The 22,883-nt window shown below is 39.9% G+C and carries 33 protein-coding genes; 17 read left to right on the forward strand and 16 right to left on the reverse strand.

Annotation, left to right across the window (positions count from 1 at the left end; genetic code table 11):
- Positions 1 to 33: 33 nt before the first annotated feature.
- The 15 genes from ACKU4N_RS05725 to ACKU4N_RS05795 all read left to right on the forward strand — a co-directional run bounded on the left by ACKU4N_RS05725 (position 34) and on the right by ACKU4N_RS05795 (position 10,895).
- The gene (locus tag ACKU4N_RS05725) at positions 34 to 663 is read left to right on the forward strand and encodes a DUF6046 domain-containing protein (RefSeq protein WP_321321455.1); all 630 of its coding nucleotides are present in this window, start codon (positions 34 to 36) and stop codon (positions 661 to 663) included.
- Positions 660 to 1,619 (forward strand): hypothetical protein, encoded by a 960-nt coding sequence (locus ACKU4N_RS05730; protein ID WP_321321456.1) that lies wholly within the window; start codon positions 660 to 662, stop codon positions 1,617 to 1,619. The genes ACKU4N_RS05725 and ACKU4N_RS05730 overlap by 4 nt, the downstream gene beginning before the upstream one ends.
- Positions 1,616 to 2,092: a hypothetical protein gene (locus tag ACKU4N_RS05735; protein ID WP_321321458.1), complete on the forward strand. Its 477-nt coding sequence runs from the start codon at positions 1,616 to 1,618 to the stop codon at positions 2,090 to 2,092. The genes ACKU4N_RS05730 and ACKU4N_RS05735 overlap by 4 nt, the downstream gene beginning before the upstream one ends.
- Positions 2,092 to 2,343 (forward strand): hypothetical protein, encoded by a 252-nt coding sequence (locus ACKU4N_RS05740; protein ID WP_321321459.1) that lies wholly within the window; start codon positions 2,092 to 2,094, stop codon positions 2,341 to 2,343. The genes ACKU4N_RS05735 and ACKU4N_RS05740 overlap by 1 nt, the downstream gene beginning before the upstream one ends.
- Positions 2,344 to 2,385: 42 nt before the next feature.
- The gene (locus tag ACKU4N_RS05745) at positions 2,386 to 2,661 is read left to right on the forward strand and encodes a hypothetical protein (RefSeq protein ID WP_321321461.1); all 276 of its coding nucleotides are present in this window, start codon (positions 2,386 to 2,388) and stop codon (positions 2,659 to 2,661) included.
- Positions 2,658 to 3,113, forward strand: coding sequence for an N-acetylmuramoyl-L-alanine amidase (locus ACKU4N_RS05750; protein ID WP_321321473.1), 456 nt, complete (start codon positions 2,658 to 2,660; stop codon positions 3,111 to 3,113). The genes ACKU4N_RS05745 and ACKU4N_RS05750 overlap by 4 nt, the downstream gene beginning before the upstream one ends.
- Positions 3,114 to 3,115: 2 nt before the next feature.
- Complete coding sequence (locus tag ACKU4N_RS05755) at positions 3,116 to 3,568, forward strand: phage holin family protein (protein ID WP_321321476.1); 453 nt, start codon at positions 3,116 to 3,118, stop codon at positions 3,566 to 3,568.
- Entirely contained in the window at positions 3,565 to 4,086 is a 522-nt protein-coding gene (locus ACKU4N_RS05760) for a hypothetical protein (RefSeq protein WP_321321478.1), read from the forward strand. The genes ACKU4N_RS05755 and ACKU4N_RS05760 overlap by 4 nt, the downstream gene beginning before the upstream one ends.
- A 66-nt stretch (positions 4,087 to 4,152) precedes the next feature.
- The gene (locus ACKU4N_RS05765) at positions 4,153 to 4,449 is read left to right on the forward strand and encodes a hypothetical protein (RefSeq protein WP_321321481.1); all 297 of its coding nucleotides are present in this window, start codon (positions 4,153 to 4,155) and stop codon (positions 4,447 to 4,449) included.
- A 1-nt stretch (position 4,450) separates the two neighbouring features.
- Positions 4,451 to 5,338: a hypothetical protein gene (locus tag ACKU4N_RS05770; protein WP_321321483.1), complete on the forward strand. Its 888-nt coding sequence runs from the start codon at positions 4,451 to 4,453 to the stop codon at positions 5,336 to 5,338.
- Positions 5,331 to 5,795: a hypothetical protein gene (locus ACKU4N_RS05775; protein ID WP_321321485.1), complete on the forward strand. Its 465-nt coding sequence runs from the start codon at positions 5,331 to 5,333 to the stop codon at positions 5,793 to 5,795. The genes ACKU4N_RS05770 and ACKU4N_RS05775 overlap by 8 nt, the downstream gene beginning before the upstream one ends.
- The gene (locus ACKU4N_RS05780; RefSeq protein ID WP_321321486.1) at positions 5,792 to 6,562 is read left to right on the forward strand and encodes a hypothetical protein; all 771 of its coding nucleotides are present in this window, start codon (positions 5,792 to 5,794) and stop codon (positions 6,560 to 6,562) included. The genes ACKU4N_RS05775 and ACKU4N_RS05780 overlap by 4 nt, the downstream gene beginning before the upstream one ends.
- A 5-nt stretch (positions 6,563 to 6,567) precedes the next feature.
- Positions 6,568 to 9,135 (forward strand): hypothetical protein, encoded by a 2,568-nt coding sequence (locus ACKU4N_RS05785; RefSeq protein WP_321321488.1) that lies wholly within the window; start codon positions 6,568 to 6,570, stop codon positions 9,133 to 9,135.
- Between the two features lie 276 nt (positions 9,136 to 9,411).
- Entirely contained in the window at positions 9,412 to 10,656 is a 1,245-nt protein-coding gene (locus ACKU4N_RS05790) for an RNA-directed DNA polymerase (RefSeq protein WP_321321490.1), read from the forward strand.
- A gap of 5 nt (positions 10,657 to 10,661) precedes the next feature.
- A complete protein-coding gene (locus ACKU4N_RS05795; protein WP_321321492.1) occupies positions 10,662 to 10,895 on the forward strand; it encodes a hypothetical protein in 234 nt (77 codons plus the stop codon).
- Between the two features lie 28 nt (positions 10,896 to 10,923).
- Here ACKU4N_RS05795 and ACKU4N_RS05800 read toward each other — a convergent pair whose 3' ends face one another.
- The 16 genes from ACKU4N_RS05800 to ACKU4N_RS05875 all read right to left on the reverse strand — a co-directional run bounded on the left by ACKU4N_RS05800 (position 10,924) and on the right by ACKU4N_RS05875 (position 20,380).
- Positions 10,924 to 11,526 carry a hypothetical protein gene (locus ACKU4N_RS05800; protein WP_321321494.1) on the reverse strand — a complete coding sequence of 201 codons (603 nt, stop codon included), beginning with the start codon at positions 11,524 to 11,526 and terminating at the stop codon, positions 10,924 to 10,926.
- 18 nt (positions 11,527 to 11,544) lie between these two features.
- Positions 11,545 to 12,138: a hypothetical protein gene (locus tag ACKU4N_RS05805; protein WP_321321496.1), complete on the reverse strand. Its 594-nt coding sequence runs from the start codon at positions 12,136 to 12,138 to the stop codon at positions 11,545 to 11,547.
- A 99-nt stretch (positions 12,139 to 12,237) separates the two neighbouring features.
- Positions 12,238 to 12,804 (reverse strand): hypothetical protein, encoded by a 567-nt coding sequence (locus ACKU4N_RS05810; RefSeq protein WP_321321498.1) that lies wholly within the window; start codon positions 12,802 to 12,804, stop codon positions 12,238 to 12,240.
- A 19-nt stretch (positions 12,805 to 12,823) separates the two neighbouring features.
- Positions 12,824 to 13,702, reverse strand: a complete 879-nt coding sequence (locus ACKU4N_RS05815) for a DNA cytosine methyltransferase (protein WP_321321500.1) — start codon at positions 13,700 to 13,702, stop codon at positions 12,824 to 12,826.
- A gap of 6 nt (positions 13,703 to 13,708) precedes the next feature.
- Positions 13,709 to 13,915, reverse strand: a complete 207-nt coding sequence (locus ACKU4N_RS05820; RefSeq protein WP_321321502.1) for a hypothetical protein — start codon at positions 13,913 to 13,915, stop codon at positions 13,709 to 13,711.
- Positions 13,916 to 13,936: 21 nt separating this feature from the next.
- The gene (locus ACKU4N_RS05825) at positions 13,937 to 14,563 is read right to left on the reverse strand and encodes a P-loop NTPase family protein (protein ID WP_321321505.1); all 627 of its coding nucleotides are present in this window, start codon (positions 14,561 to 14,563) and stop codon (positions 13,937 to 13,939) included.
- Between the two features lie 39 nt (positions 14,564 to 14,602).
- Entirely contained in the window at positions 14,603 to 14,881 is a 279-nt protein-coding gene (locus tag ACKU4N_RS05830; protein ID WP_321321507.1) for a hypothetical protein, read from the reverse strand.
- A gap of 3 nt (positions 14,882 to 14,884) precedes the next feature.
- Positions 14,885 to 15,370: a hypothetical protein gene (locus ACKU4N_RS05835; RefSeq protein ID WP_321321509.1), complete on the reverse strand. Its 486-nt coding sequence runs from the start codon at positions 15,368 to 15,370 to the stop codon at positions 14,885 to 14,887.
- Between the two features lie 81 nt (positions 15,371 to 15,451).
- Positions 15,452 to 15,712 carry a hypothetical protein gene (locus ACKU4N_RS05840; protein ID WP_321321511.1) on the reverse strand — a complete coding sequence of 87 codons (261 nt, stop codon included), beginning with the start codon at positions 15,710 to 15,712 and terminating at the stop codon, positions 15,452 to 15,454.
- A 12-nt stretch (positions 15,713 to 15,724) separates the two neighbouring features.
- A complete protein-coding gene (locus ACKU4N_RS05845) occupies positions 15,725 to 15,928 on the reverse strand; it encodes a hypothetical protein (RefSeq protein ID WP_321321512.1) in 204 nt (67 codons plus the stop codon).
- 48 nt (positions 15,929 to 15,976) lie between these two features.
- The gene (locus ACKU4N_RS05850) at positions 15,977 to 16,630 is read right to left on the reverse strand and encodes a DUF3164 family protein (protein WP_321321514.1); all 654 of its coding nucleotides are present in this window, start codon (positions 16,628 to 16,630) and stop codon (positions 15,977 to 15,979) included.
- 10 nt (positions 16,631 to 16,640) lie between these two features.
- Complete coding sequence (locus ACKU4N_RS05855; RefSeq protein WP_321321516.1) at positions 16,641 to 16,889, reverse strand: hypothetical protein; 249 nt, start codon at positions 16,887 to 16,889, stop codon at positions 16,641 to 16,643.
- Positions 16,886 to 17,092: a hypothetical protein gene (locus ACKU4N_RS05860; RefSeq protein WP_321321518.1), complete on the reverse strand. Its 207-nt coding sequence runs from the start codon at positions 17,090 to 17,092 to the stop codon at positions 16,886 to 16,888. Before ACKU4N_RS05860 ends, ACKU4N_RS05855 begins: the two co-directional genes overlap by 4 nt.
- A 5-nt stretch (positions 17,093 to 17,097) precedes the next feature.
- Positions 17,098 to 18,033: an AAA family ATPase gene (locus ACKU4N_RS05865; RefSeq protein ID WP_321321520.1), complete on the reverse strand. Its 936-nt coding sequence runs from the start codon at positions 18,031 to 18,033 to the stop codon at positions 17,098 to 17,100.
- Between the two features lie 75 nt (positions 18,034 to 18,108).
- Complete coding sequence (locus tag ACKU4N_RS05870; protein ID WP_321321521.1) at positions 18,109 to 20,157, reverse strand: DDE-type integrase/transposase/recombinase; 2,049 nt, start codon at positions 20,155 to 20,157, stop codon at positions 18,109 to 18,111.
- 1 nt (position 20,158) lies between these two features.
- Positions 20,159 to 20,380 carry a hypothetical protein gene (locus ACKU4N_RS05875; RefSeq protein WP_321321523.1) on the reverse strand — a complete coding sequence of 74 codons (222 nt, stop codon included), beginning with the start codon at positions 20,378 to 20,380 and terminating at the stop codon, positions 20,159 to 20,161.
- An 87-nt stretch (positions 20,381 to 20,467) separates the two neighbouring features.
- On the opposite strand from ACKU4N_RS05875, the gene ACKU4N_RS05880 reads away from it, so the two are divergent.
- A complete protein-coding gene (locus ACKU4N_RS05880) occupies positions 20,468 to 21,193 on the forward strand; it encodes a LexA family transcriptional regulator (RefSeq protein ID WP_321321525.1) in 726 nt (241 codons plus the stop codon).
- A 194-nt stretch (positions 21,194 to 21,387) separates the two neighbouring features.
- Positions 21,388 to 22,659, forward strand: a complete 1,272-nt coding sequence (locus ACKU4N_RS05885; RefSeq protein ID WP_321321528.1) for a hypothetical protein — start codon at positions 21,388 to 21,390, stop codon at positions 22,657 to 22,659.
- Positions 22,660 to 22,883: the final 224 nt, after the last annotated feature.

Consider the following 22,883-nt stretch of genomic DNA (forward strand, 5'->3'; position numbering starts at 1 on the left):
GGAATAAAAAACGTCATATATAAGTCAATTGACATGAGTTTTGTAAGCGGTCTGCTACAGGATGTGTTTGGTGTTTCAACTCCGGTATTTACTCCGGAGCTAAACGAGAAACCAACACAATCCACTTCATTTCCCAATGTGGAAATTGAAGTTGCAAGCCCGGAGTATGACAATGCACCTGTGAGATTTGGACAAAAGACCTGGGGCGCATTTTGGTTTAAAGGCGGCCGACACCTAACGTTCGGGCAAAATGGCAAATTATCAGAAGAGCAGTATTCTGATTTGCTAATGCCTCTCGCCTCATTGGTAAGTTTTAAACGTGCCAAGGTGGTTAAGAAAACAGAAACAATTGGCGGTGCAGGTACTGTGAAAGAAATTTATGGTTTAGCTGATTGGGATATAAGCATAAGCGGGATAATCATTCCTGACAAATACAATCCTTCAGCTCAACAGTCTGTTGAGGAACAAATGGAAGCCATACAACGCTTTCATGAAACGGCTGGAAGTATTGAAGTGGAGGGGCAGATTTTTGCAAACCGCAACATTTCGCGAATTGTTACTGAAGATTGCAGTTTTGATCCAATACAAGGCAGGCCAAATATGATGCAATACACTATACAGGCCATTAGCGACGAAGATTTACTATTAACTGATATTTTATGACGACCTACGCACTATATGGAGAAATTATACTCCCAGCTCACGAAGGCAGGCAGGGATTTAAAGTGCGTCGCTTTAGTGAGGTGAAGATTGAAAGCTCGTGGAAAAGCTTAACTGACACTGCCGAAATTGTATTGCCCCGTAAGGTTCGCGATTTCGATAGAATGAAAGTAAGCGAGTGGTTCCGGGAAGGTGATCCGTTAGAGATATGGTTAGGCTACGATGGCAATTTGGTGCTTGAGTTTACCGGATATGTAAAAACTGTTCCGGCTGGCATTCCCTTACTTATAAGTTGTGAGGATGAAATGTACAAGCTGAAACGCAACACAATAAGTGTGAGTATTAAAGACTGCAAATTAAAGCAACTATTACAGGAAATTGCACCGGGTTACTCAATTGTTTGTGACGACACCAAGCTTGGAAATGTGCGCTACTCGAAGGTTTCACCAAGTCAGATTTTAGAAGATCTGCAAAAGCAAGGCATTTATTCCTGGTTTAAAAATAAAGAGCTTCACGCCATGGGTAGAAGTCAACTCGAAGAGGATGCTGTTGATATTCAACTGGAGTTAACAGCCGGTGAAAGTTTAAAACAAAAGGCAATTGAAGATACACTGGTAATTATGAGCCTGATTCGGAAGAAAGGTAAAAAGCTGATTGTTGAAGTTGGGGATAAAAATGCAGGCAAACGCCTGAAGAAAGAAATAAGCGGTATTGAGATTACCGAAACTGAGCTAAAACGCGAAGCTGAAAAAATGTATCGCGATGCTAAACAGCCGGGCTTAGATGGTGACATAACACTGTTTGGAGTTCCACGCATTGAGCATGGTAGTAAGATGAATTTAAAAAGTACGCTTTATCCTGAAAAGGATGGTGTGTACTATGTGGATGCAGTAACCAAAACAGTTACACCTCCAGGATATACCCAGAGTTGTAAACTAGGAAATAAAGCAGCTGTATGAATTTAAAAGACGAACTAGACAATTTTGGACAGCTGTTTAAACAACATTTAAACGGGACAGTGAAAGCCACAATGCGTTGGGTAACGCCTACTGAAATTGATTGGGAAGCACAAACCATGACAGCGACGGATGGTGATGGTCTGGAGTTTTTTGATGTGCTGTTGGGAGTTGGGACTACGGCCGTAAAACCGGTTGTTGACTGCGATTGCTTAATTGCTATTGTAGAGGGTGATGAAGCTACATCCATCCTGATTTATGCTGATGATATTGAAGAAGTTTATTTGAGATCAGGAAGCACAGTTCTTACGGTTAGCACTGAAGGGTGTCGTATAGAGCGTGATTCAGAAGATTTGCTGAGCGTACTTTCTGATTTGATAGCAGAGATTCAAAAGATAGTGGTAGTAGTTGGAACAACACCCAATATAACCGCATTAGAGGATGTTAAAAAGAGATTAACTAAAATAATGAACTAATGGCGCTGGATAAACAGGTATTAGCAGATCAGTTTAAGAGCATTTTTGACGGGGTGTCGCCGGAAGCAAACGGCGAAACCGACCCGGACACCCTGCGGCAAAAGGTTGCCAACGAGCTGGCCGATGCGATCGATATTTTTGTTAAGAGTGCTACGGTAACCGTTGCTTCTGGAATTACTGTAAGTACAACCGGAACAGCAACGGCACAAACCGGACAAACAATAAATACGGGCAATGGAACCATAAGCTAAGTGATGATGAAAGGCATTTTATTAGATACAAATTACAGTTTAATGATTAAGCCAAAGCGCGATAGCAATGGTTTAATAACTGGCGCTTTGGTGGTTGATGACAACACCAACCAATGTGTGGCTTTGGTTTTGGGAATGAGTCAGGGCGAGCTGAAAGAAGATCCTTTACTGGGAGCCGGACTAACAAAATTCATCCGTGGAAAACAGAGCAAAAGTCAAATAGAGCAAGTAATGCGCCAGCACCTGACACGTGCAGGCATCAATTATAACGAGTACAAAGAACAAATTACAACAATCATTAAAACCAAGGAATCATGAGAAAATTAAAATACCTAGTGATTCATTGCACCGACACTCCTGCCGGGCGCAACGTTTCTGCCGATGATATTAGACGCTGGCATACAGATCCAAAGCCAAAGGGACGCGGATGGAGACAAGTCGGCTACCAAGCTATGTTCCATTTGAATGGGGAAATAGAGGAACTTGTGCCAAACAACAACGATAGTTTTGTTGATAGCTGGGAAGTTACCAACGGAGCGTTTGGATTTAACAGCGTTTCAATACATTGGGTTTATGTTGGTGGCAAAGGTGGCGACACAAGAACCACAGCGCAAAAGAAAGCAATGGAAGTTGATGTGAAGGCTTTTCATGCTCAGCATCCGGATGTGAAAATTATTGGTCACCATCACTTGAATGCTGGTAAAGCATGTCCTTCATTCGATGTGCAGGCGTGGTTAAAGGAAATTGGTATTAATCAACAATTACAGTAGTAATGAACTGGTTTAGCACTCACATAGGAAATACGATCGCCGGCATTGCATTGGCTGTTTTGGCTTATCTCGCTGAAATAAAAGGCGCCGTACATGTCATGTGGATCATTATTGCGTTCGATCTGATTGCAGGCATCATGGCATCACTGATAAAGCGCAAAGAGAAATTTTGCATGAAAAAGGTATTTGTTGCCATCGGTCGTGCAATTGGTGTTACTGTGTTTGTAGCATTGCTTTATGCTATGGACAAAGAAATGAATCAAAAAACAATAGCCAGTTACAATATTGCAGCTTGGTTAATATCGGGCTTTTTCCTTTGGAGTTTTGCTGAAAACATGTTTGATCTAACCGGTGGCCGAATCTTCGAAATATTGAAAACCTACATAAATAAACGAGTTGAAAACACAACTGGAGTTGATTTAGAACCAGCTCCAGACAAAAACAAATTGACATGAAAAACAGATTTGGAATAGTAATACTGATAGCCTTTTTCCTGTTTGGTTGCAAAACTACAAAAGTAAACACCAAGATTGATCGTGATGTGCAAACAGAGGAAAAACGCGATGTGAAAGAAACCATTGATGGCACAGTTACTGTAATCGTTAATGAAGTTGTGGAAACGCAGAACGACGTTGAGGAAAACTCCGTAGTGACTGAAGTTGTTAGGGAACTTAGCAAGCCTGATACATCCGGACAGCAATACACCACGCGAATAACCGAACGAACAATTACCCGAGATAAAACAGACAAAACGCAAACACAGAGTGCTCGCGATTCAAGCTCGAATACTGATGTACAAGCTGAGCTTACCGATAATACAAATTTAAAATCTGATGGCTCAGAGAAGATCGATTCGAAATCAAAAATCAAAGTGAAAACACCTGGTATTATCAATTGGGTTATCATTTTATTGGTGTTAGGTGTATTGGTTTTTGGCTATTTCATTTTAAGGCGTTACAAGCTTATAAAATAGTTTACAACATGTAAACGGGCGCAGATGGATAGATAATTTAATTTAAACACTATTTAAACGGCAATTATGGCAAGTGTGAGAGTAAGTAGGAGACAGAGTTTGTTAGATATTGCGATTCAGAAATCAGGATCTGTTCTTGCAGCCATTGATCTGGCTGTTAAAAACGGCCTGTCAATTACAGATGATTTGATGCCAGGTGAAAGTGTAAATCTGGTTGATGTAAAAAATTCTGATATAAAAGCATATTACGAGGCAAAGAATATTGTTCCGGCCACCGCCTTCACAGCCGATGATCAATTAGTAGCTGCCGAATTGGAGGGGATTAGTTACTGGGCAATTAATGTAGACTTTGTAATACAATGATATGGCACGAATGATTTCAGAAATAAAAAGCGAAATGACAGAGGCATTTATAGCCGACGCCACGATAATTGAGACTTATGGGCTGGATGAAAGTAAGACATTCGACCAACAGTTCTCAAAAGTTTCCCTGGAGAGCATATTCTTCTACATCGTCGCTGTGTCGGCATGGGTATTGGAAACGCTGTTTGACCTACATAAGGCAGAGGTTGATGAAACACTGGAAACCCTAATGCCCCACACGGCGCGTTGGTATCGAAATAAAGCCGTGGCGTTTCAATACGGGTTCGATTTACTTGAAGACTCTGACGAGTTTGATAACACCGGCTACACTGACGAACAGGTTGAAACTGCCAAGATTGTCAAGTATTCTGCTGTTGTTGAATCAGAAGTAGAAAGCCGGCTGATTGTGAAGATAGCCACAGAGGCCGGTTCTGGCGAACTAACCCCGGTTACAACAGAGCAGTTCTCTGCATTCATCGGATATATGGCCGAAGTAAAGGATGCCGGCGTGCGGGTAACCGTGATTAACTACCTGCCAGACCGACTGAAGCTGTCGCTACGGATTGTTCGCGACCCGCTGGTGTTGGATGCGAACGGCATGCACCTTATTAATGCCAATTACCCTGTAAACGAAGCTATTCAGACATTCATGAAAGAACTGCCATTCAATGGTAAGCTTTCTCTACAGTCTTTAGTTGATAAACTGCAAACAGCCGATGGTGTAAGCGACCTTAGCTTAGATTTAGCACGAACAGCATGGATTGACGCCGACAACTATGGTGATTGGAGTGATATAAACATCAGCACAATACCGATATCCGGGTACTTCTATGTAAACCTAGATAATGATACTGAACCCGAAACCTTAAGCGATATAAACTATGTCTAAAGTGTTCGATATCGACATAAAGAAGCTAATAATACTGCTTCTACCAATAGATTTACGCAAGTCAGAGAATGTGGCATTTCTCAGGGCTATGGTTACTCCTCTTGCATCGATGCACTATCGGTTTACAGTTAAAAGGACAGCCGATTTGTACAAGTTGAACCACAACAGTCAGGTGTGTTACCTGCGCGCAGCGTTGAATGACAGCTTTGATATTGAAGCGCGCCGGATCAGAATCATCGACGGGAATCAATACAACCGAAACTACATCTATACACGCGGCGAAGAGAAACCGGAATTTATTGGCACAATCTTCTTGCGCGACCGTGCCGATTATGCCGACACGGGGGTTGACTTTATAGTTGAAGTACCCGCAGGAATCTACGACCAATACAGAATGCAGGCCTTGATTGATTTCTATCGGTTGGCCTCTAAACGCTATAAAATAGTACAGGTATGAACAAATTGAATTTTTCTAACACGGGAGGTTTCCCGCTCGACACAAACGTTCTGGCCTTTATGCAGGATGCTTACGATCTACTGAATGCCATGGGCGAACTGGCAGGTGACCTTTCAATACTGAAAGGCTGTGCGGTAACAGGATCAACCGTGAGTGACGGCGTGGTATACATTAACGGAGAAGTGCTAGCCTTTAAAGGTGGTACGGGCGCACAGGTAATCATTAAAGAAGACATTACGGAACTGCCATTTGAGGATGGTTCCAGTAAGGAAGTTGAAAAGGTTCGCTACGCTACATTCGGGATCGCATCAACATCGTATGCGTGGACTAATTTTATACGCGTACAACGGGCAATTGTACCGCGTGGCCTGATCAGCATGTGGAGTGGTAATCTGGCTTCACTGCCTCGTGGCTGGAGCTTATGCGACGGGACTAACGACACACCTGATTTGAGAGGCCGATTCATTGTTGGTGCCGGTGGCGCATACGATCCTGGAGCCAATGGAGGTAATGATTCCATAGCACTGTCAAGTGCCCAGTTGCCATCTCACAGCCACGGCGCAGGATCTTTGCAATTGAGCGACACGCAACTGGCCGATTACATTGCAAGTAACAACAACACATTGAGCCATAACGACAACATTTCTGCAGGTGTGGTGGCCAAGACAGTATCGATTACGGGTAATACCGGTTCAATAGGTGACGGGGCAACCATTGATATCCGCCCCAAATATTACGCATTGGCTTACATCATGTTTAAAGGTTAACAATTATGGCAACAACGGATAAAACAACACTAAAAAACTGGTTTAAAAACAAACTAAAACCAGTACAGGAACAGTTCTGGGCATGGATGGACAGCTACTGGCACAAAGACGAACAAATTCCAACCACTTCGATTCAGGGGTTGGATGATATGTTGGCTAACGCAGCAACAACAGAAGAATTCAGCAACCTTGAGAGTACGGTTACTACCGCTATTGCCAACAAGGTTGACAAAGTGGATGGTAAACAGTTGTCAGTTGAGGATTTTACAACACTACTCAAGCAGAAACTGGAGGGAATTGATATGGCTACAAAGTTGGATAGGGACACGTACGAAGGCACCGCGGCAGATCTGTACAATTATATACAAATCATTAACGGAAACGTGCCCGAAGCCGGCAACAGTTTAGAGAAGGTATATAACCTTATCATAGGCATCACAAATGCATCTAAGGAGTATGCAGATATTGCCTCCAGAGATGCCGATATAGCCAATTTGGAAAACGGCGAGTCGGTAATTGTAACCGATGCAACTACAGATGCAACTGTATATGCCGGATGGGCGATTTACCGATTCAACCAGTCGACACAAACATTTGTGAAAATTGCTGAACAGGAGTCTATTGATGTGTCGCTATCGCAATACATTAAATTCGCAGATTTGGTAACTCAATACATCGACGAACCAAATAAGCCTGTTGCAGCTTCTCTAGTTAAAGCTTTAAAGGATATTGTGGATGGGTTGCCACATAGCGAGGCAGATCTTGATCATGATCAACTAAATGGGTTTTACAAATTTGAACATCTTGAGCCTGGTCGTAATTTATATTCTGATGGCTACAGTTTAAATGCACTTCAAGGTCTTGCTTCAGGATTTATGAATTTTGGTTTAGTGCCATTAACAAAATTAGCATTCAATGTGTTTGTTGAAGAAAATCCAAATTCAACAACATCTGACTATGTTCGCTGGGAGTTACTGAATGAAGATGGCACCAGAAGAGGAAGCAATCAGGAACTTGTATATATTCATGATGATGGAGGAACGAAAAAGAGTATTGACGTAAGTTGGTTGTATGGATATCAGCTTACATATGGCTGTAAGTATGCAGTACTACGATTAACTGTATCCCCTGCATATCCTGACGGATACATTTTCGGTTACGGAAGCACTCAACAAGATCTTGCTCCTAATTTAGAGATATTTAACAGAGGAATGATGCCTGATGGGTATCAGAAAAAAGAAGATGAATATAGCATCGTTCTGGCTGTGGCCTATCTTCCGGATTCTCAAAACACAAAACCTGAAGATGTACAGGTTTGGAATTTCACAGAAATTCAACACCCCAACAGTAATGGGCTTAATCTCGATTGGTACGGTGTTGAATGGGATTCTTCATCCAGCTTGCCGGATTGCAAAAGGATAGGCAATTTGGGGTATCATAGAACACTGCCTATACAAAGTAAAATAAAACGCTGTCTGCTCTGGGATAATGGAACTGTTCATTATTATTTGGATGCAGATGATTCCACGAAAAAAGCCGATGGGACACCCTCTGTATTGGATGGGTCACATGGTCAGGTAATGGCAGAGGTTCCTGAATTTTATTACAATCATGAATTGGATGGTACAAGGCATCGGTATAAGATTAGCGACCGCCCAATTGCCGGCTACAAGAAAATAAAGAAATTCTATATTTCAGCCTATGAAGCTACCTTACAAAGGAGTACCAATAAGCTGTGTTCATTGATCAATACCGATCCTGATTACCGTGGCGGAAATAACACGAGTAGTTGGGATGGCACTGGCAAGACTCTTTGTGGAAAGCCAGTCACAAACGTAACCAGGAACGAAGTAAGGATTGCGGCAACAGCCAGAGGTGCGAAATGGCATCAACAAACAGCATATGAACATTATATGTTAAGCATGTTATTTGTAATCGAATATGCAACCTTTAATTCTCAATCCGAAATCAATTATGCTTTGGATGTTAATGGATTCAGACAAGGAGGATTAGGCGAAGGTGCAACAACCGCATCTAGTGCCGAGTGGAGTGCATATAATTCCTATAACCCGGTTATTCCAGCAGGCACAATGAATTTCTTTGGGAATAAAAGTGGGCAAATGTTGGTAAATGTAGCTGATTTTGGAGGTGCAGGCATTGAACGAACCTTTCATTCAAATTCGTATCGGGGTATTGAAAATCCATTTGGCCACATTTGGAAATTCATCGACGGGTTAAATGTTAACGAATTCGTTGCGTACGCGACTGATGATTTAGCATCCCTGGCCGATGATTCTATAAGTGGTTACGAAATGGTTGGGTTAATGCCTAATACAAATGGCTATCAAAAAGATGTGCAAAATCATTTATTGCCCTTACCAAAGACAGTTGGAGGGGATGCTTATTCCTGGCTCTGTGATTATTATTATCAGGCTTCTGGTTGGTGTGTTGCTCTGGTGGGTGGCAGTCTGAACGATGGGTCGATTGCGGGTCTGTTCTATTTGACTGTCAGCTATTCTTCGGCTAGTCGTGATGCGAATGTCGGGGCGCGGCTCTGCTTGCGGAACGAATAAACGGAGGCCGCTAAACGTCGGATTTTTAAAATGATAAAACGGGTTTTTGCGTTAAGCGTGTTGCTCTGGTAGGTGGCAATCTGAACAATGGGTCGAATGCGGGTCTGTTCAATTTGAATGTCAACAATTCATCAGCTAATCGTAATGCGAATATCGGGGCGCAGCTAAGCTTGAAAATATACCTAACGGCGCAAAAACCTTGCCTCTTGGCAAAAAACAAAATAGTATCAAATCAGTGCTGGTAAGTAAAATGAAAGCTCTGTAAGTACAAGCAGAATGAAAAGAATAGGGAATTTACACAGTAAAATATACAGCTATGAAAATATTGAATTGGCGTTTCGCAACGCTAAAAAAGGAAAGAGATCCTACAGTGAAGTAAAAAAGATTGAGGCTAATACCAAACTCTATCTAGGTCAGATTCATGAGATGTTGAAAAATGAGACTTTTAAGAACAGTCCTTACGAAGTGTTTGAAAAACAGAGTGGAAATAAGGTGAGGGAAATATTCAAGCTTCCTTTTTTTCCAGACAGAATCATTCATCACTGCATTGTACAAGTCTGTCAGCCAATCTGGATGAATCTGTTTATTTATGACACATTCTCAACTATTCCCGGAAGAGGAATTCATGCAGGGGTTCAGCGCATGAAAGAGGCTATGATTCACAAACCAAAGTACTGCCTGAAAATAGATGTTAGAAAATACTATCCGTCCATTGATCATGAAGTATTAAAGCAGATCATCAAAAAGAAAATAAAGTGTGAGAAAACACTAAACCTCATGTCTGAAATTATCGATTCAGCTCCGGGAGTACCAATTGGCAACTATCTAAGTCAGTGGTTCGGAAACGTGTATTTAAGTTATCTCGATCATTTTGTGAAAGAAAAATTGGGGGTGAAGCACTATTTTAGGTATTGTGATGATATGGTATTACTGCACGATAGTAAGGCGTTTCTTTGGGATTGTCTTGATCAAATAAGAACAGAATTATCGATTTTGAAATTAGATGTTAAATCCAATTATCAAGTATTTCCTGTAAATATAAGAGGGATTGACTTTTTAGGATACCGCTTCTTTCACACCCATACATTAGTAAGAAAGAATATCGTTAAAAATTTCAAGGCGAGAATAAACAAAACTGCCACTAAACAGGCATTCTCAGCATATTGGGGGTGGTTTAAACACGCCAATAGCTACAATCTAACAAAAAAGTATTTTGATATGCATAGTTTTTCAGATTTCGCGCAGGTTTCATTCGCTCTTGAGGGTGAAAAAAAGCGAATGGAGGATATAATAAATACGGAGATTTACATTTCCGATTTCAGAGTAAAAGACAGTAAACACAATACTGGAGATTATTTGTCGATGCAGTTTAAAGTAGAAGGAGATGATAAAAAATACGTCTGTTTTACTGGTAGTAATGTGTTAATTAAACAGTGTCAGGATTACAAGGATCAGTTACCATTCAAAACAAAAATTAAAGCATTCCAGAACAAAGGAAAAAGATATTACTCATTTACTTAACAATCATGATAGAGAAAATAAAAGAACGATTCGGGCCAAGCGCACAAGTGCTGGCCGTACAGGAGTATTTCACTGTGCGGTGGAACAAATATGAATCTGCACTGCCTATAGAAGATCAAATAAGCGAGTGCATTGCAATAGGTGCCGCTATTGTTTCACTTCACGTTACCGTGGAAGAAATAGACAAAGAAACGGGAGAGCATAAAGTAATTGATGCTTTTCCAGATGTGAGGGTGTAGAGGAAGTGTTACAACAACAAAAAAGCAGCTATACAGCTGCTTTTTTGTTGAATAATTCTTTCATTTTATCAATAGCTTCCAATTGTCCTGTGTCTGGTATGTTGTGTGTTTCGAACAGGCTTTTAAAATCATCACCAAGCTTAATAATGTTTTCTATGCGTTTGTTTATGGCACTATTCCGCTTCAACTTTTCTATGTGTGCCATTTCATCTTTAATGAACTCGCTATAGCTAAGCACAATACAACTAGCCATGTATTCTCCCATGTTATCCATATCAGGAGTAAGTAATAAATACAATGCTTTGTTGTTGATTGGTCTGTTTGGGTAGCGTTTTTCGTATTCGCTTCGAGTTTTTTGAGCTTCTTTCATATACTGATTTGGAAACATACTCAAGGCCACGAAAGAGGGATAGAACTCCAAAATATAAGCAATCCGACCACTTAGTGTATCCAATTTTCGAGTTGTTGAAATTATGGAGAGACTCTCAAGTAACTGAACTCCGCGAGCACCTATTTGCATTATTTCAAACGGATCGGCTTTGGGTTCATTAATCTTTTGGCTTTTGGTCTTTCGAATGATCATTACAACGCAAAAGATGATAAAGGTGGCAATTAATAAAGGTGTACTCATGTTTAAATGCTGTTTAAATCATTGCTTAATAAAGCGGTCGATGGTGTTAGAACGATTGTTTTCGAAGCTGGTAAGTGGTACGTTTATGGTATCGGTGGCCACTGTAAGTATGTAGGATGGCACAAGCTCAGTGCCATTTTTCAACAATTTTGTGCCGGCACAAGTAAATAGATTGCTTGTGTTGTAAAGTTTGTTTTGTCCGGACGTGGTGGTGTACTCGTTATCCATTTTAAGCCGGAGCTTTTGGTTTTGGTACAGTTGCTTTTGTTTCTCGAAATAAGCATTTACCAATATGGGTGGGTACCGCATGTTCGAGCTTGTCAAACGGTAATAAATCGTTTCTTCAGTATTGCTAAGCTCTACCCAAATTTGTGGGCGTTTACTGTCTTTCTCAGCCTTTACAAATGTGTACTGCCTGCCAATAATTGCCGTATCGGTCAAATTGTTTTTCCATTCCGGATCTGGATACAACTCATTAAGCTCAATAACAGTAACGGTTTGACCGTACAAGTTGCTTATTTTTGTTTTTGGAATGTTGGCGGAACAATCGCACTGGGAAGATGCCAGCAATGTTACCGATGCAAATAGGATTAATAAAATTAGTCTTTTCATGATGTTTTGTTTTAAATCTAAAAGTAATGAAAAGTGGGGAGAAAAAAAGGCGCTGTAGGTAGCGCCTTGGTGAGAGGATATAGTTTTACGTTTACCTATTTAAAATCCATCGAATTCCGGCAACTCGTCAATTTCTTTTGCAGTCATCATTTTGCCATAAACCTTAAACTCTTCTTCAATGATATCAGAATCAGGTCTGCTTTCCCATTCCATTTTTAATGCATCACAAAGACAGTCAAGGTCTAAATAAATAGCTTTCGTATCATTTAACTCCAGTACGAAAACCAATTGTTTTTCGCTTGTTTTTGCTTCTTTACACTTTCGATCTATAAGACCACCGCGTAATACGTGATCTAATGTACCCTGATCTTTTCTAAGCTTCAAAGTTTCTTTCAAGCTTGGTCGGTACCATTCAATTGTAGGCTTGCAGTCTTGAGCAATATCAGTATAGAAAGTACTTGTTGCTGTTGCTTTGCACACTTCACATGTAAACATGAAAGGAGTCACTCCCGGATCAACGTCCTTTGTTTTGGTTATGTGTTGACATTCCTCGCACACATAGCAGTTAACCTTATTGGCTAGATCAATATCTGTGTAAAACTCTTTTGTTGCAACATCGTGCATCAGCTTTTCATATAGTCTTTCTACTTCTCTTTGGCTTGTCATATCTTATAATTTAAAAGGATTAATTGAAATATTTAATTGCTTGTTGGCCTATCCATTCAGCCATATGTACCGGAACTCCATTTCCTATTTGCTTATAAGCTTCACTGTCTGAAGCTGGCAATATGTATGAATCTGGAATGCCTTGAAGTCTTGCCCATTCTCTTACAGAATAAGGTCGAACTCCTAAAGGATGAGATTTGTCTACTACCAATCTTGTACCACGGTCTTTTGAATAATGAGCCACGCATGTTGGTGCATAGGCATCTTTATCATTGGGATCGCTTATTATTGGCTTGTCTCTGTATTTACCGTTTATCCTTGATACAACGTAATCAGGTACTTTCATATCAGGAATTTCGTCAATGATATCAGAAAGAAGAATTCTTTTTGTACTGGTTGGCGGAGCAATGTTAAACCTTCTCTTTGTGCCTATCAGTATTAACCTTTCTCTTTTTTGAGGCAACCAATTCAAAGCATCAAGTGGGCAGAAAACGTTAATGTAATAATTGGGAAGCTTTGTCATGGCTTCCATTACTACAGGAAATTTCTTCATTCCCGGAACATTCTCAATAATGTACATTTCAGGCTGCTCAATTGCAATGTGACGGAACACATGTAAAAACAAATCGTCTCCCGTTCTAGTGCCATGGATATCTGCTATTGTTGAATATTTAGTGCAAGGATATGTTGCTGCAATAATATCTGATTTATCTTGAGATAAAACTGTTTCGTTGCGGATATCGGTATGTAATATCTTATGAGCGAAGTTAGCAGTAAGTGTCTTAACGCAATTCAAATCGATTTCAAGGGATTGAATAATTTCAATACCTGCCATTAAGAAACCTAAATCAGAAAAGCCTCCACCACTGCAATTTGATTTCATTGTTGGTCTATACATAGTTTTCTAATTCATTCTATTGCGTAATGAATGCTTCAATTCAAGTTTCTTCAGCAGCTTCGAAAGTGTAGATTTACCTTCTTCATCGGTTCTGACTGTTATTAGTCTGAACCCATCTCCTTGTTCAACTGAATCTATTGCAAAGCCTGCCGCTTCTATTGCTTTTTTATAAGCTTTTTCTTTGTGTTTGTCTACTGCTACTCCTATAAGCATATTTGTGGTTTTTTAAGGTGATTAGAATAATGATGTTTGAACGATTGCTGTTGTTTCCGGAGTGAACAGGCGCACCTTCTTAGTTGCTGACAGGTAGCGACTGTCGATAGTTGCTACCCCTTTGTCGAAAAACATTTTAACATCGCAGGCATGCATAATTTTAACGTCGCAAGCTGGTTTTTTATAGGCTGTGCCAAAGCTTACCAATACAGGTATAAACTTGCGCTTGGCAAAAGTTTTTGTTAGCTCCTGCAATTGCTCGTAAGTGAAGCGCATGTACTGCACACTATCGATAATTACCAGTCGGTAGTAGTTGCGCTGAATTTTCAGCGTTAGGGTGTCGAAATCGATATTTTCGCCGATGTACAACTTCTTGCTTTCGATATTGAAGTTGTTTGACCGGTCGCGAAAACTCTTCTTTAAAGCTTCTTCGTGCGAACAGTACAGCCCTTTGCTATTGAACGTATCACAAAAGAAGTTTGCCAACTGAATGACAAAAACCGATTTTCCGGAGCCACTTGTGCCGTACATGAAAAAGCTTGTACGGCTTTCGATTACTCCAAATAGATCGTTGTAGTATTTGCCTAAGTCGAGCTCGTCGTACTTTTTGTTTTTAAGCGTGTTAATGTTGATAATGCGTGGTTTCATACTAGTATTAATTTGATTGTTATTACTAATTGTGTTTCGCTACCTGCGTTTTGCTCGCATGGCTATGTAACTGCCAATTGTGCCACCGGCAACCGAACAAACTACAATAGGGAGAAACTCCCATTTGAAATTGTTGATTATTTCGAACATACTTACGGCTCCAATGGCAATGCTTACCAACCAAGATAGGTTGACAAATACGCCACTGATTAAAGCTTGAGGGATGTGGTTTTTTGAAACGGCCTGCACATTCCATGTTCGGCAACCAATAAATATCAGTTGTGTAAAAAATACCGTTAAACTGTAATGAAGTATCATATATTAATTTTTAAGTGTTAAATCTTTAATCTTTATTGCAGCTTTCTTTTCGTTATCGCGAATCGCGCAAAGCTGTTTAAATAGAATTTTTAGGTCGTCAACCGTGCGGAATGCAAACAAGCCTTTCCGGTTAATAATTCCGTTATCGGGCATTACCCATTGGTATTGCTTTTTCGATAATTCATTATTAATTGCGCTCCAGTCTTTTGGTGTTGCAACTATGCCACGCTCGTTAAGTACCAGGAGACATTTGTTGCGCCAATTTTTAAGATGCTTTTGTTCTTTAGACCTTGATTCCTTTAACAGTCTGCTTTGGCGGCTTAAACGGCTTTCGGCGGCTCTTATCAGTCTGTCAACCTGTTCCTCATTTAATTGACTTGTAGATGTCACTCCAAACTCTGACTCTACAATTATTCCTTTATGCCGTTCTTCACCCAGACGAATTAACAACTGGTGGAAGTACCGGCGTTTTTGTTTTACTGCTTCCATGTTTAAGTGGTGTTTAAATGGCTCCAATATTAGAACCATAGGTTTGTTCCTGAGAGTGGAATCGAACCACTCTTGAACCGTTCAGGAGTTTTTCTTTTCGTTAATTACAAAGCCGTACGAGAAAGATTCGATCTTAATACTGCTGATGTTGAAAGAGAGATCAGGGTGATCGTTTTGCAGATTGCAAACAACATGCTCCCTGCATTGTTCTTCTATATCGGCATGTCGTTTTTTTTTGCCTTTGGGAAAGAACAAACCTTTTACAGGAAGTGGCTTATAACTTACATAAGGATTTTTGCTTGTGATTTGAACACGAGCTTTGATCAAATAAATTGTATCCATGTTTGATTGCTATTAAATTAAATTGTAAGCTCCTCTGGTAATCTTGTCAAACTGTTTAAGCAAGTCGTTATCCAGAGCACGTAAATCAATTGATGGGTTGTTTTCAACATCACCCACTAATTGAACAATGTTTCTAATATTATCCTGGTCTATTGCTATTCTTAAATCGGTAATAAAAGTTTTCACATTTGCTGTAATCTCTTCTTTTGTTTTCATGTGGTTGGTGTTAGGTGGCACGCGAATGATCATCGCGTGCCTGTTTTGTTAATCCATGTTGGCTTCAGTAATTCCGAGAGGAAGCGTTTTCCATTCATTTTGCTTGTCATCGCGGTATTTCGCCATAATGAAAAGCTTGGTTTTAATAGGCGTGTAAGCGTCTACAATAATCTGCACCTTATCAATCAACAGCTGATCGCCACGCTCGTTTGCCAGTTGCATTAGTTCCATTACCTTTTTGGCGTTTAGTTCGCCTTTGGTATTTCGGGAAATGTATTTCTTAATGGTTTTTACCAGCCATTTGCTGTCGTCGTCGGTACCCATACTGTTAAGGTATTCGTTAACACCATCAACACCGGCAGTGTGACTGTCGTCGAAGCTGTCCACAACATGATAACCTACCATAATGCGCAGTTTACTGTCTTTTGTGGTAAATGTGTGAGAAAACTGTTCATCGCTGGTTTGATACACCTGTTTTTTTAGCTCAATGATATCGGCAAATTTGCTGTACACAATTGTCTTAGCTTCTTTAATGTTTTTGCTCAATTGCAGTAGGATAGCAAAAGCATCTTTAACCGATTCGTCGGTCATTTCTTTAAGAGTTTGGCGATCTTCTTTTGTACGCTCTTTTTCTTGAGATTCAAGTTTTTTTAACTCTTCTAATTGCAGCCTTTGTTCGGCTGTCATAATTGTACTTCCCATAATTTTGATATTAAAATGTTTTAAATCTGTTAGTTTCCGGAGATGGAATGCGACAAATACCCATTGCGGTGCGTTTTGTAGGTTGCATATGCGCCTCCAGATTTGATATTTTAAAAATTAAATTGTTTCGTTCCCTGATTTTGTTTTCAAAATCCGGATGGTTTACACGCTTCGGTCGCAACCAAGCATCCAGCTCGTCGCGCTTCTTGTTATACTGCGCAATTTGCCGTTTCAATTTGAATCGTTCTTCTCTGTTCATTGTTGAAGTGTTAAGAGTTTCTCTTCTAATTGTTTTGGTATATGTGGCTTAATTGTAATGCTTGTGAATACTTCCCTTCTTACTTTAACCATGCCGGTTCCTTCACAGGTTTTGCATGTGTTGTGATTAAGAATTCCATCACCTTTGCAGTCTTCGCAAATTGCAGTTATAGCTGTACTGTGACCTCCCATAATTCTTTTCATATCAATTACAATTGAATGTTATTAAAATCGATAGCCGGCATTTCCGACATTGCCAACATGTCTAAGCAATCTTTGATGCCACGGTAGCTTTGTTTTGCCAACCAGCTATGCTTTCTAAATTCAGGCTTGCTACCCATTACAATTTCAAGTACTTCAGGATCGGTAACGCCATTGGCTTTAAAAACTTCTAAGGCCTCAGCTGGTGTAGGTTTATCCAGTTGCTCAGGAAGCATAAACAGGCGGTCGCGTGTTTCAGAGAATAAGTGTCGGTCTTTTATGGCTCCTTTGTTCAGGTTGTTGATGAAGTATGGTGTACCGGTAAATACAATGCCACACTTATCTTTTAAGGCAGTCATCACATCCTTAATAATTACCACATGGTGATTTTTCAGACTGCTTACTTCGTCGATAATCAAAAGCATGTCCTTTTTAATTACATGTTTGCGAAGCATGCGAAGTTGGGAGGCTATGGTTCCGGGCTTGTAAATTTCCAAGGCTTCTAACAGACCAATCAAAAACTGTTTGGTTGTTTTTGTTTCCGAAGCATCGAAATGAACCACCTGAAAGCGTTGCTGTGCCTCGATGTATTCTTTGTATTTCTCAACCGCAAAGGTTTTACCCATACCACCTTCACCAACAACAGCCATTGGCTTTTTAAGCATGTAAGCACGCTCGCATGTTTGCCACACTTTTTGAAGATTGGCAGTAGCTACACCTTTGTAACCTTCGTTTTTCTCGATGTGCTTTTCGATCACTTCCCAAGTGTCGTTTCCGACCATTCCGTTTTTGTCCCAATTGTTACGGATGTGGCTGAATTTGGAGCCGTTAGAGAAGCCTAAACGCTGTGTCGCAAAGTTGTTACCTGACAGTCCTGAAGCTTCTTGCAACGCAATAATTTTATTACGCAGGTCTTTTTTTTGTTCTAAGCTGTACTTTTTCATACTTTTGCTTTGATTGTTATTACTACTTTGTTAGTGATATATTGGCGCATTGCTGTGGTTGGCGGTGCGCCTTTTTTATTTTCCAATTCTTAATATCCTGCGTTGCTTGTCGGTTAAGCCGTCGCCCATTCCGTTTTGCGCATCTTCCAATGCAGCCTCACGTCTGTTTTGATTGTATTTAGAAGTATCGTACCAACCGAAACCTTCGGTACCTGTGGCCTGCATTTCGCCCAGCTTGATCATTTGCTTTTCAAGCTCACGTTTAGAGTACTCTTCGCCCCATTCAACCTGCTTTTGCTTGAATTGAACTCTTCTGGCAGTTTCGCCCGGTTGAGAATCTGCAACACAAGCGGCATAACGTTCCTTGTTGTAGGCAAAATCGATAAATATTCCATCGCGGTACAATGCGATCATATCTGGATTGTCGCGGTCTATTTTAACCTTGAATTTTTCGCCCAGGTTATCGTTGGCAAACATGAAGTCACCCACATTGTCGCTATCAGGCACTATGAAATGATGCTCTTCGCCTTTCACATCTATAACAATACCGTTGGTCCCGTAAGGGTAAGGCAATCGTTGCTCAACCATAAACATGCTTATGCGGTCGAAATAGTTCAACTCAGCACGTTGTTCGTGTTGTATGGTGGTGTAACGTTCAATCTTACTTTGTCCCACAAAACGTCCAAAACTGTCACGTTTTTCGCCTCTGGCGTTCCATTTAGCGACTGCATCGTGCAACATTTCAATAACACCGTTACGATCAGGCAATGCTTCAGGATTTTTGCGGAGCCATGCCAGTAATTCGGGATTAGCCTGTGAGTTTAGAGATTTAACATCAATGTTACCACCCTTAAAGTTAGAATAGTGGCGTAATACGCGCTGTTGAAAGTGACCGATAATGGACTCAACATACTTTGAGCGGCCTTTGTATGGTTCACAAGGGAAATGTACCCGGCTCATGTTGCTCATTAGATTTTTAACGGCAACTGATACGTTGGCAGAACTGTTATCGTACTGCAACTGATACGGCTTGTATTTGTATGTATCAACAGCATTGCGTAAAGCTTCGGTAACCATACCTGAAGTTTCGGCAAATGCTATTGATATGCCTATAATTGCACTTGTGCAAGCATCGGTAATAAAGTAAACGTATAGGTCAGATTTTATTTTGCCATCAACACCTACGTAATAAAGCTGCATCGATGTACCATCAATAGACCACAATGCATCAGGGAAACTTGGCGTTTTACGATTAATAAGCGATTGTATTTCATTATCAGCTGCATGTTTCCCATGTCGGGCATAGAACCACACCTTTTTGATCTTAGGTGTGTTTAAATAGGACTTAACCGTTGATGTTGTAATTTGTGGCTTGGCGTTGGCTAATGCCCAATCGTTGTACATCATGGCTACATCTTCCCAACTATACTTTACAGGCTCACTGGCTAACTTAACCAGCTTGGCATGCATTACCGTGTCTGTTTTCTCACGATTTACATTGCCTACGCCACCATGTATTAAGCTTGTTATGCCGTTGTTTTTGTACTCTACTGCATTCTTAACAAGCGTGCGTACGTTGGTAATTAAAGTCTTTTTAAATCGAATGAGAGCCGGGCTTGAAGTTTGTTCATTTAAACAGCGTTTAAACACTTCACTACGAAAATCGTTTACAGATTTAAAACCAAGTTTTCTAGCCTTTTTAACGTCGTATTCATTGATCAAACGAAGCCAAGCAGCCGCACGTGCCAACTGGTGTACTTCTGAAGGTGTGTAAAGCTTTGTTTCGGTTAAGTATTTAATCTCTTCAGGATTAGAAGAAACTAAAAGAGAAACCTGATCTGCTAGATTTTCAAATACGGCAGTTGCTTTTTCAACTTGCTCTTGCTTTAGATAAATCTCTGGTTCGAGCTTGTTACAATGTACCGCTTTGATTAAAACTTGGTACTTTTCTTTAAGGCTGTGGTAGTGTATGTACACTTGCTTGCCTTGCTTGTGATGTTCCCAACAATATACTTCACCCTTGCGTTGACCTGCAAGTGCACGATTAATGTAGCTTGCGGAAATTCCACAAGCTACAAGTTCATCGCGAGTAGTGCATAGTATGTTATCGTTGTAGGTAGGCATGTTAAAAGAGATCAGCTTTCGCGTCGTTTATCTTGGCTATTTTTTTAGCCATCTCGATTACCTCTTTGGCTTTCCCTCTTATGGCACGTCTTTTTCCAGACAACACAACGTTTACAGTGCTTTCTGTAATCCCTAAGTTTGTCTGTATTAGGACCCTATCGGAGCCTGTTATTTGCTTACCCAATTCGTAAGCTTCTTGATTAATTATTTGTTCGCTATCCATTTTAATTATAGTTTTGTAATGAATACACGACAAATATAGTTTACAAATTGTAAACGAACAAACATTTTACCTATAAAAGTTCACTAATTGAAAACTAATCTAGAGATAGACGAAATTCTTATTCGCTTAAAAGAAGCTCTAAAAATTGGCTCAGATGCAGAATTGTCAAGGTTTTTAGAGGTAAGTAAGTCTACGCTTTCTAATTGGAAAAAGCGTGGAAGTATTGATTATGACTTATTGTTTTCAAAATGTGAACACTTAAGCAAGGATTGGTTACTTACCGGACAAGGGATGCAAAACATAGCTGATGTTGTTGCCGGTAACACGACGATTAATGAAGGTAATAAGAGGAAGTATGAATTTGTAAACGAGGATGGTCAGGAATATGAAAAAGTAAAAACCTTTAATGTTCTCCCCATCCCATTTGTTTCAGTCAATGCAATTGCCGGTTTTGGCAATGGTGAGTTTTCAATTGCAGAACAAGATGTAAAGGATTACTATGTAATCCCGAAGTTTAAAGACCGTAAGATCGACTTTATGATTGAGGTTTGCGGTAGTAGTATGTACCCCAAATACAATAGTGGTGACGTTGTAGCCTGCCGAATTATTAAAGAAAGCAATTTTATACAATGGAATAAAGTACATGTTATTGCAACAGCAGAGCAGGGTATATTGATTAAACGGCTAAAGAAAAGCGAAATTAAGAGCTGTATGCTTGCTGTATCGGACAATAAAGACTATGAGCCTTTCGATATACCAATGAAAGAAATAACCGGCATTGCTATTGTTGTCGGTGTTATTAGATTAGAGTAGAATACCTTCAGTGCAATGAAGATCCCTCCTTGAATGGCATAGGTTCATAAAAGTGCACATGTACCCTAAGTTACATTCGAAAGTACGTCATTCTGTTGAAATTTTCATTTTGTGAATTATGCAGAATTTACACGATTCGTTCAAGAAAATTTACACGATTTGAAAAACCAAATATATTTAATTCTAATATTCGTTTGATTACACCTACCTATTTGTTGAGGGATATTGCTTTGGGCGATCATTCTGTTTTTCAGTATCTTGAGGAAGCCTTTCATAAACTGGCCAACGAACCCAATTCTAAAAATGAGGCGAATTATGAGTACCACATTCGGATGTTTCATATTATTACCCGATCGGCGCTTCGCAGAGAAATTCAGCATATTCTTCAAAGCGAATTGGCTGATGATCGTCAGTACCTTGTTGATGAATACATTTCGAATGTTCGGAAAATTGGAAGACATTACCGCGACTTACGCAGAATTGTGAATGTACCAACGATTCAAAAGGAAATGTTTGATTACTATTTGTTTGGTGATGAGTTCATGAGCAATCAGTTTGAGCAGCATTCTTTCTATTTGCATCGGGGATTACAAAAAATGCACCATTCGGATTTTGAGCTTAGTAAAAATGAGATTCTGAGCCTGGTTAGAGAAGAAATAGCCTACAAAAGAAGCAAAGGGTATTTGGTAGTTGAGGAGAAGGCACAGGATAAAAATCGTTGGTTGGTGCACCGGAGAGGTGCCTTTAAGAAATATTTCGAAGGTCAGCTGTTGCTGAACTCCCGAAAGAAAAAGGAGGGGGTTTTGGCCATGCAGGTATTGTATAGTCTGGCGGCAGGATTGGCTATGATTTTTGGAGCGGCACTTACCTTTCTTTTTCAGAAAAGCCTGGGAACCTTTACCATGCCTTTGTTTATTTCCTTGGTAATTATTTATATGCTTAAAGATAGAATTAAAGACCTTAGCCGGCTTTATCTGGTGGGAAAGATTAACAAGCGTTTTTTCGATCATAAAACCGTTATTCGTGTAAAAGGAGATGAGGAAATTGGTTGGTGCAAAGAGAGTTTCGATTTTGTTCGGGAAGATACCGTTCCCTTGCGGGTAATGAAACACCGCGACCGGTCTCGGATTGTTGATGTAGAAAGCCGGGGTGTTGGTGAGAAAATTATTTTTTATCGCAAACTTCTTCGCCTTGACAGGGTGGCATTAGATAATTCCTACGGAGATTACAACATTACAGGAGTGGTTGATATTATTCGATTTAATGTATCGAACTTTATTAAGAAAATGGATAATCCTGAAATACCGCTTTACTATTTAAAAGACGAGGAATTTGAAAAAATATCCGGCGAAAAGGTATACTTTGTTAATATGATATTCCGCTTTAAACTTGATAACCAAACAAGTTACCGTCGTTACCGGATTATTTTTAACCGACGCGGAATAAAAAAGGTAGAGAAAGTATAAAATAAGTATAAATTGAGAAGAGGCTTTATCAGATTTGATAAAGCCCCTTTTTTTTGTGATTATCCTCAAATTATTTCTTAGTTGATGATTGGTGCTTTTACTAGTGATTGTTTTTGCAATGTTATTATATGGTTATAATGAAGCCTTTACAATACAGAATACATTTAAATGGTATGTACTTTGTAATACTAGGTAAAATATTTATATTTGCCATGTGCGAATCA

Source organism: Labilibaculum sp., assembly GCF_963664555.1.
Lineage (GTDB): Bacteria > Bacteroidota > Bacteroidia > Bacteroidales > Marinifilaceae > Labilibaculum.